Source organism: Actinomyces stomatis (assembly GCF_031292835.1).
In the GTDB taxonomy this organism is placed as follows: Bacteria; Actinomycetota; Actinomycetes; order Actinomycetales; family Actinomycetaceae; genus Actinomyces; species Actinomyces stomatis.
In genome coordinates, this window is sequence record NZ_JASPEP010000041.1 from 1 (window position 1) to 8,316 (window position 8,316).

The 8,316-nt window shown below is 59.6% G+C and carries 8 protein-coding genes and 1 pseudogene; 8 read left to right on the plus strand and 1 reads right to left on the minus strand.

The features are described from left to right. The 7 genes and pseudogenes from RIV12_RS12780 to RIV12_RS13215 form a co-directional block, all read left to right on the plus strand. Nucleotides 1-890 (plus strand): annotated as a pseudogene (locus tag RIV12_RS12780) (hypothetical protein); the annotation flags it as partial. A 68-nt stretch (nt 891-958) separates the two neighbouring features. Continuing rightward, a complete protein-coding gene (locus tag RIV12_RS12785) occupies nt 959-1,435 on the plus strand; it encodes a DUF6301 family protein (RefSeq protein WP_309324373.1) in 477 nt (158 codons plus the stop codon). Between the two features lie 207 nt (nt 1,436-1,642). Next, nucleotides 1,643-2,284, plus strand: a complete 642-nt coding sequence (locus tag RIV12_RS12790) for a hypothetical protein (RefSeq protein WP_309324360.1) — start codon at nt 1,643-1,645, stop codon at nt 2,282-2,284. 212 nt (nt 2,285-2,496) lie between these two features. Beyond that, a complete protein-coding gene (locus RIV12_RS12795; protein ID WP_309324362.1) occupies nt 2,497-2,922 on the plus strand; it encodes a hypothetical protein in 426 nt (141 codons plus the stop codon). Nucleotides 2,923-2,933: 11 nt separating this feature from the next. Then, nucleotides 2,934-3,551, plus strand: a complete 618-nt coding sequence (locus RIV12_RS12800) for a hypothetical protein (protein WP_309324364.1) — start codon at nt 2,934-2,936, stop codon at nt 3,549-3,551. A gap of 497 nt (nt 3,552-4,048) precedes the next feature. Beyond that, on the plus strand, nt 4,049-4,651 hold the full coding sequence (locus RIV12_RS12805) for a hypothetical protein (RefSeq protein WP_309324366.1): 603 nt from the start codon (nt 4,049-4,051) through the stop codon (nt 4,649-4,651). Nucleotides 4,652-4,666: 15 nt separating this feature from the next. After that, a complete protein-coding gene (locus tag RIV12_RS13215) occupies nt 4,667-5,230 on the plus strand; it encodes a DUF6301 family protein (RefSeq protein ID WP_428978948.1) in 564 nt (187 codons plus the stop codon). 583 nt (nt 5,231-5,813) lie between these two features. Here the strand turns inward: RIV12_RS13215 and RIV12_RS12810 are convergent. Beyond that, the gene (locus RIV12_RS12810; RefSeq protein WP_309324369.1) at nt 5,814-7,286 is read right to left on the minus strand and encodes an NCS2 family permease; all 1,473 of its coding nucleotides are present in this window, start codon (nt 7,284-7,286) and stop codon (nt 5,814-5,816) included. A gap of 147 nt (nt 7,287-7,433) precedes the next feature. On the opposite strand from RIV12_RS12810, the gene RIV12_RS12815 reads away from it, so the two are divergent. Continuing rightward, a partial coding sequence (locus tag RIV12_RS12815) for a DEAD/DEAH box helicase (RefSeq protein WP_309324371.1) occupies nt 7,434-8,316 on the plus strand: 883 nt, incomplete at its 3' end.

The window sequence follows — 8,316 nt, forward strand, 5'->3', positions numbered from 1 at the left end:
CCGGCGCCGTCAGGCTCCCAGACTGGAACCCCCGCAACGGCTTCCACCACCCTGGACTGCGCACCCCCAGACCCGGGCGATCCGACGGCGGCCTGGCCGCCATGGCCGTCTTCCCCGGCGGCAGAGCCCTGCGCGGCGCCGACTACGCCGCCAAGGAAGCGAGTGCCGCAGGCCGGTACGCCAAAGACATTCCAGAGCTCTTCCGCCAAAGGGAGCCAGTGCTGCAGGCTAAGCGCGCTTCAAGAAAACGGCTAAAGGATGCCATTCCAAAGAAATATCCGAACACAGACTTCACCCGCCGACAATTCAGGAAGAAAACCATTCCAAAATTGAGAAGAGAAGGATACAGTGCCCGCGAAATTGAGCAACTCGACACCCTAGTCGACGAGGCTTCAAAGACTCACAAGCAGTTGACCGATGCCGGAGCGAAAATCGGGGAGGCTGGGGGCGAGAAGTATCTGACTGAGCAGGGTTATCATATTCCAGAGGAGTTCCGCGCAGATAATGTTGCCGTCAACAACGGTACGGCACCAGGCGGCTGGGTGGATGGCATGGCTATATCGCCGAACGGCGATGAGATGGTCGTCTCCGAGTACAAGGGCGTCTCAGCGCAGCTGAGCCGGAATCCTGTCGAGACTCGCTTTGAAGGGAAGGCGCTCCAGGGAACCCCGGCGTACGCCCGGGATCACATGTTGAGCGACCCCCGTTTCGCCCAGTACTTCCATGATCACCCCGATGTATGGGAGGGAGTCAAGAGTGGTCAGATCAGGATGAACGCCAAGACGATTTACACGAAAACACCTGATAGGATCGTCGTCGAAGATCAACCTTTCTCACTGACCCCAGAGGTCACGCAAGCGCTTCAGCAAGCTATCGACAAGATCCCGTAGAGGAGTGAGACGTGCACACCACACGATCCAAATATTCACAGTTTCGAATCTACCCAGTGGAACAAGGGGTGACGATCATCCGAGCCATTGCCGAGCACAGGTGGCCCATGCCTCTCACCGAGGCCTTCGCCCTGCGAGACCAGTTCGGATGGAAACCAGCCCCTGACAACGGCCGATTCTTCACGACCCCAGTCAGCAACGGTGAAGAGGATGGCTTCATCGGTCTCGATATCACCAATAGCACCCTAGCATCCAAAATTAACTTCAGCATGAGTACCCGACTTCCCGAGGAGACTCCACCCGAAATACAGACCATGACCCAGAGTATCTATGCCTCCTACGTCGAAACACTCAACGCACTATACGGAGCAGGGGACTCCGAAACCGACCCAGAGGTCGCGTCAACGCAGTGGCTCCTACCCTCACGAGCAAGTGTGGTCATCGCCACCACCAGCGGTCTTCTGTACGCATCTATCGAGTCTCCCGCTATGACAGACCTGACCGAGGCGGAGCAGCGCTACTTCGATGAAGGAGGAGAGATGTAACGACCTCCCCCAGAGCACCCGCCCACATGGCAGGAGAATCATGAACACCCCACCAACTATTCTGGTCTAAAGAAACCTTCGACGAACTCTGGCGCCAACAGAACAAGGGGAAGTTTCCGCCTGAAATCGAATTGATATTTACTCCCCCGAACTAAGTTAGTCATAAAATTCAACATCAAACACTCCTCTTTAGAGAGGACACTGTTTATGAGATGGGATTTTAGCCTTAGGTGGCGGACGCTTGGTGACCCGGTCTCGGAGGGACGTCGGGTATGGGAGTGGATCCAGCGGGTCAGGCCCCTGCACCCCTCCTTGGACCTGTGGCGCCCCACCGCCGAAAGCCACGAGGAAGCCGAACAGTCCCCACCCATCACCCAGGACCACCTCCTCCAGTACATCCGCGATGCCCAAGCCACCTCCAACTTCCCCGACTTCGGCCTAGCCCCAGCCTTCTCCGGACAGATAGGACAAGGCAACAAGCTCGAGCTGAGCTTCAACATGCCCAACCCCTCAGACGCCAGCATCGGACTCATGATTGGTCAGGCTCTCGGGGCCGCCCTGGACGCCAGCGAGAACCTGGCCGACGCTCTCATGCACACTACCGCCAGCACCTTCACACCCAACACCATCGGAGGACTGTCGCGAAGCGACCACCCCACCAGAAACCTCAACCGGGACGGCCCCTACCCCTTCTACTACGTTCCGGGCTGGAAGATGTTCTTCGCCTCCGACTCACCCCACTACCAGCGCGCCACCCAGCTAGCTACCCGAACTGCTCCCGTGGCCAACGGCGCCATCTTCACCTTCGGCACCCCCGACACCTACCCCACCATCCTCGACCAATGGTGACCAACCGACCAGCACACGAGGCCCGCAACACCTCCGTCGAGCACGCCCACCCACCACACCTGAGTACTAACACCAACCGCGGCGCGTGGAGCGAATGTGGAACAGCACATTTCGACGGGTGTCGAGGATAAGACACGAACCGTCTCTGTCATCACAGAAGCACCACCTTAACTGTTCACACGATTCCATGACTCCATAACCCGGAGAAATCCATGAGCATTAGTTTCCTGTTTCCAGAACTCAGTGCAACACAAACAATAATAGACCGAAATAAATTCCTTTTCGAGGCCAACAAAAAATGGCCTGGGAGCAGAGTTCTACGCTGGGGAGAGGGTGAGCGACAAACTGACGTTGACATCATCATCAACCCCGACGACATGGCAGTCACCGTCAGTCACTTTCGCGACAATAAACTCATCTCAGCTGATGGAGCATTAGATTTTGAGGAGGCGGCCAATATCGCTGTCTGGGTCCGTTCACTGAACCCCGACCCAAATCTAGTGCTGTGGTTCACCACCAGCGTCTTTGACGGACACACCGTTCTCACCCCTGGCATCACACAACAGCAGGTCATAGATCAGTGGGTCGACCACCGCGAACACGACCCCTACTTCGAGTACCCCCAGTACTTCCAATAAAGGACGCAGCCTTGAGATGGGACCTCAGTTTCAAACGGCAGGCTCTTGGTGATCTGGTATCGGAGGGGCGTCGGGTGTGGGAGTGGATTCAGCGGGTCAGGCCCCTGCACCCCTCCTTGGACCTGTGGCGCCCCACCGCCGACAGCCCCCAGGAAGCCGAGCAGTCACCACCCATCACCCAGGACCGCTTCCTACAACGCATCCAGCAGGCCCAAGTCGACTGGGAAAGTGAGAGCTTCGGCGTCGCCCCGGCCTTCTCCGGACAGATCAACCAGGGCAACAAGCTCACACTGAGTTTCAACATGCCCAACCCTGGAGACGCCAGCGTGGACCTGATGGTCGGCGAGGCACTCGGGGCCGCCCTGGACGCCAGCGAGGACCTGGCCGACACCCTTATGCACAGCGCCGCCAGCATCTTCGCCCCCGGCGTCATCGGAGCCCTAACCCGTGAAGACATCCCATTCACCCCCATCCCACCGCCTTACAGATACCTGCCGGGCTGGAAGATGTTCTTCGCCTCCGACTCACCCCACTACCAACGAGCCACCCGAACCATTCCCGTGGCCAACGGCGCCATCTTCACCTTCGGCACCCCCGACACCTACCCCACCATCCTCAACCAATGGTGAACACCCGACCACCCGCACCAGAACCCACAACACCGTCATCAGGCAGAAGCACCCAAAGCGCCCCCACCGAGAACTTTCACTCGGTCTTAACTCTCATCTCTGAGATCGTTCAGTTGCATCAATTCCAACAGAAGTGAAGTCATGCGGAGACTCCAGATTCACAATCAACCTTTCATCACCTACCCACAGAGCAAGGAATGGCGCTCATCCATTCCATCACGGAACATGATTGACCACTCCCTGAACAATATTTTCATTCCTACAAGACCGGAGATGGTGGTCCCACCCGCCAGACAATGACGTCATCTACCCGAATCAGCAGCGACAATGAAAACAGCCCCGTTAACGGAACCAGACTACGCACAGGCACACAAAACTCTGTCTCTAACTAAACCGAATGCAGTTTACCTCATAACACAAATGAGTTTCAGACCCACAACAATTCTGGGAGAATTACGATGAACCAAATCCACTCAATCAGTGATGATGAACACATCATGAATCTCATTTACTCGAGCAAGTACGAAGAAGCAATCGACAAGTTACGACAGCAAGGACACGATCCGCTCGACACGGAGTCCATCAGAGAGTCAGCAACGCGACTCCGCGACATTAGGAACGACTGTCGCGAAATTGATACTCGCATCGGCAAGTTCGGAGGAGAAGCATATCTTCACGCTCAGGGATACCACATACCCGACGAATTCCTTTCAGAAAATATTTCAACCAGCAGTATCCTCACTCCCGACGGCTGGGCCGACGGAATGGCCATCAGCGCCAATGGTGACGAAATTGTGATACCTAAATACCAAGGCGTCGACACAGAACTCGACAGGACACCTCATCCGACTACTTACGAAGGCAACGCCCCACAAGGAACTCCAGCGTACACCCGTGATCACATGTTGAGCGACCCCCGCTTCGCACAGTACTTCCATGACCACTCCGATATATGGGACAAAGTAAAGCGCGGACAAACCAGACTAACCATTATGGTGATAAAAACTGTGTCGCCAGATCTTACTCAGGTTGCCGCTGAGCCTTTTGCCTTAACAACAAAGACAATACAGCACCTCCAACAAAACATTGACACACTCTAATCGAATGGAAACCCAATGAGAACATCGACGAACATTTTAGATTACAGCCGGATTATCGGAATCCCATTCCACGCATACACGCCAGACCAGGCAGCCACCATCGCTCGGACTTGGATTGAACATACCTGGCCCATCACCATCGATGAGGCCCTCAAACTCTGCAACCAGCTTGGATGGTCCAATGCACCAGACGACCCCCGCTTCTTCAGCACTCCGGTAAGCAATGGGGAAAGGTCCGGCACGATCAGCCTAGATATCGACAATAGAAATGTTGTAACCGGAATTAGACTCGGACTCACCACACGATGCCACATAGCTCTAATTTCCAAATCGTCGACCGTCACCCACCGCATTCATGAATACTATCGGAATACACTCTCGCAGATCTACGGAACTACAGATAGTATCGAAGGAATGTCTGGGGTCTACAGTGACTGGACACTGCCATCACATACCTCATTGCGTCTCTACTCGCTGGGCACTTTTGTCAGCATCAGAATTCACTCCCCATCCGAGACCAGAAGCGTAGCATTGGATGCTTCCTACGAAAAGATTTACGGCCCCAACACCCCCGAGTAACGAAGGAAGGACACGAGCTAATGTCGATCTCACGCATCACAAGGATCCCCAACGATTCCAGGCCACCATTCTGCTGTAGGTTACATGATAGCGAATCGACTGCCCGTCATTGACATCATGGGGCGACAAAGTCAGAAGATAGTTATTCTGATCTCTAGGGTTTTGGAGTATCCGGTGCGGGCGCAGCACGACCTACACAGTGATGATGGGGGTGCCCAACCTGACTCCTGACGCTGGCCACAGAGCCGGTCATGTCCGTTGCATGGACACAGCAGTTCAGCACTCGTGCAGTGCGACTCACCATCACCCAATAGATGCCGATCTACCCGAAACGGCCACCTGCAGCGGGGCGTAAGGAGCGGGTTAAGAGGAGCGGAGGCGGCAGCCGGGGACAGAGTGTCCACATCTGCAACAAAGGGGACTAGACGCCACTCACCTCACCAGCAGAAACCGCGAAATCATGCGGTCTGCTTCCGGAGGAGCGAGACAGCTCAGAGCCTTTGCTGCAGATGTGGACATCCACACCGTCGGTACCCAACGAGAGGGCGCTTCCGGAGCGCCTGCCGGAGGCCGTCGATTCTCGTCAGGAGACGCCGAGGATCGCCTTGATCGGGGCGAGGGTGAAGTAGACGACGAACATCGCGCAGGCCACCCACATGAGCGGGTGAATCCTCCGCGCCCGGCCCTGAGCCACCTCGACGACCAGGTAGGACACGAAGCCGGCCCCGATCCCGTTGGTGATCGAGTAGGAGAAGGGCATCATGATGATGGTCAGGAAGGCCGGCAGGGCGATCTCCGGGGACTTCCAGTCGATGTCGGTCACCTGCATCATCATGAGGAAACCGACCACCACGAGCGCCGGGGTGGCCGCCTCATAGGGAACCATCTTGACCAGCGGCGCGAAGAACATGGACAGGGCGAACATGCAGCCGGTGACCACGGAGGCCAGCCCCGTGCGGGCCCCCTCCCCCACGCCCGCGGCGGACTCCACGTAGGAGGTGTTGGAGGAGACGCCCCCGACACCACCGGCGATAGCGGCCAGGGAGTCGACGACGAGGATCTCGCGTGTCTTGGGCGGGTTGCCGTGCTCGTCGAGCAGGTCACCCTCGGCGCCGATGGCGACCATGGTGCCCATCGTGTCGAAAAAGTCGGCCAGCAGCAGGGAGAAGACCAGGAGGATCACTGAGACGATGCCGACCTTGTGGACACTGCCCAGCAGGCTGAAGTGACCCAGCGTCGACAGGCTCGGCAGGTCCACCGGGAAGCCGTCCAGGTGCGGCTCGGACAGGGACCAGCCGGTGAGGTTGAGAGGACCCTTCTCCGGGTCGTCGTTGAAGGGGCCCAGGTGGGCGACGGCGTCGATGATGATGGCCAGGACCGTGGCCGAGGCGATGCCGATGAGGATGGCGCCGCGGACCTTGCGCACGTGGAGCACCACCATGAGGAAGAGGCCGAAGAGGAAGACGAGGACCGGCCAGCCCTGAAGGGAGCCGCCCAGGCCCAGCTCCAGGGGGGTGCCGCCGCGGCGCACCATCTTGGCGTCCACCAGGCCGATGAGCGCGATGAACAGACCGATGCCCACCGAGATCGCGGTCTTGAGCTGGTCCGGGACGGCCTTGAAGACGGCCTCTCGGAAGCCGGTGAGCACCAGGACGAGGATGATGATGCCCTCGATGACGATGAGGCCCATGGCGTCGGCGTAGGTCATGCCCTGGGTGCCCACGAGGGTGTAGGCGACCATCGCGTTGATCCCCAGGCCCGCGGCCAGGGCCATCGGGTAGTTGGCGACGACGCCCATGAGGATCGTCATGACCGCGGCGACGAAAGCGGTGCCGGCGGCGAGCTGGGCCTCGGTTCCCGGGGGACTCGCCTTGGACAGGATTGCGGGGTTGAGGACGAGGATGTAACTCATCGAGAAGAAGGTGACGATGCCGCCACGGATCTCTCGGGAGATGCTCGAACCGCGTTCGGTGATGTGGAAGAACCGATCCAGCCCGGAGAGCTGGCCGGATGAGGAGGATGCCGACGAAGACTTGGTGGGAGTACGGGAGCTCACGGCGGCATTCTTTCAGAACATCACGCGCTGAGCGAAACTGAGCGATACCGTCACCGCTCCCCCAGTGCTAGCCCCGATGCTCAGGCCCCGGAATTGCTGTCACACCCTCGTGGAAGGATGGTCGGTGAGACCGGACGGGAGGAGGTGATGGCAGTGACCGAATCAGTAGGGGACCCTGCCATCGCGGGGCCGCACGAGCCGGGCTGGGAAGGATTCTCCCCGGCCACTCGCACCTGGTTCCTCACCGCCTTCCCCGCCGGCCCCACCCCTGTGCAGGAGCGGGCCTGGGCCGCGATCGGCCGGGGTGAGAACGCCCTGGTCATCGCCCCCACCGGTTCGGGCAAGACGCTCGCGTCCTTCCTGTCAGCCATCGACCGCCTGGGGCGGGAGCCGACCGCGGAGGAGAAGGGGACCGGGGCGGCGTCAGGGCGAGCGCCGGCCGAGGCCGACGGCGTGCGGGTCCTCTACATCTCCCCGCTCAAGGCTTTGGGAGCGGACGTGGAGCGCAACCTGCGCCGGCCGCTGGCGGGAATCTCCGCCGTCGGCCCCACCCGCCCGATCTCGGTGGGGGTTCGCTCGGGGGACACGCCCGCGCGGGAGCGTCGTCGGCTGCGCAGCCATCCGCCCAGCATCCTCATCACGACGCCGGAGTCGCTCTACCTCATGCTCACCAGCGCCGTGCGGGAGACGCTGCGGACGGTGGAGACGGTCATCGTCGACGAGATCCACTCCTTCGCCGGTTCCAAGCGCGGCACACACCTGGCCGTGTCCCTGGAACGCCTCGATGACCTCCTGGGGCGCCCGGCGCAGCGCATCGGCCTGTCCGCCACCGTCTCGCCCCCTGAGGAGGTCGCCCGCTTCCTCGGCGGGCCGCACCCGGTGACGATCATCGCCGACGACGGCCGGGCGACGCCGGAGGTCACGGTGGCCGTTCCGGTGGAGAACATGGCCCACGTCCCGGCGATCTCGGACCGCCGCACCCGGATGGAGCGGGCGCTGGCGGCACCCGCGAGCGCGGGCAGTGGCCGCG